General features: G+C 70.0%; 1 protein-coding gene and 1 pseudogene. Both read left to right on the top strand.

From position 1 onward, the window contains the following. On the top strand, positions 1–293 hold a 293-nt coding region (locus tag sphsw_RS05300; RefSeq protein WP_031439687.1), incomplete at its 5' end, for a DUF4129 domain-containing protein. Continuing rightward, positions 290–771 (top strand): annotated as a pseudogene (locus sphsw_RS05295) (hypothetical protein); the annotation flags it as partial. The gene sphsw_RS05300 and the pseudogene sphsw_RS05295, both read left to right, overlap by 4 nt.

Below are 771 nucleotides of genomic sequence, written 5' to 3'. Positions count from 1 at the left end.
AGGCGGACCGGCTCGCGGGCGAGGGCGGCTATGCCGAGGCCATCCATTATCTGCTGTTCCATTCGATCGACGACATCGCCCGGCGACGTCCGGCGCTGCGGCGACCGTCGCTAACCAGCCGCGAACTCGCGTCCGCGCCGCTGTTGCCGTCCGCGGTCCGTCCGCTGTTCGCGCGCATTGCGGGGCTGGTCGAGCAGAGCCTGTTCGGCGGACGCGGCGTCACTGATGCGGATTGGCAGAGCGCCCGCTCGGCCTATGCCGATCTGGCACTGCCGGGGCGGTGGCACGCATGAGCGCAGTGACAATCGGCGGCGCGAGCCGTGCGGACAGGGTGTTCGCGCCGCTGACGGTGGCGCTGCTGCTGATCATCGGCCTGATCGGGTTCGCGGGGTCGCTGCTTCTGGGGGCCTATGCACCCGACCTGAAATCCGGGCGTAATGCCGGTGCGCATGCGTTGTCGAACGCCGCGACCGGCTATGCCGGTATCGTCGAGCTGGCGCGAGCAACCGGACGCCGCCCCCGCGTGCTGCGGGCGGAGGAAGGCTGGGAGACCGAGGATCTGGTCGTCGCGACGCCCGAGCATGGCACGACCGACATGACCAAGTTCATAATGGCGCGGCGCGGCCGGGCGACGCTGATCGTGCTGCCGAAATGGGTGACAGTCGCGGACGACAAGACGAGCGGCTGGGTGGACGTCAGCGGGGTGCTGCCGTCGTTCGACCCCGCCGGCGTGCTTGCACCCGCTACGGTGGTGACCGTCACGCGGCGCTC

Origin of the sequence: Sphingomonas sp. FUKUSWIS1 (genome assembly GCF_000733135.1) — a bacterium.
In the GTDB taxonomy this organism is placed as follows: domain Bacteria; phylum Pseudomonadota; class Alphaproteobacteria; order Sphingomonadales; family Sphingomonadaceae; genus Sphingomonas; species Sphingomonas aerolata.
This window is presented reverse-complemented; position numbering and strand designations above follow the sequence as displayed.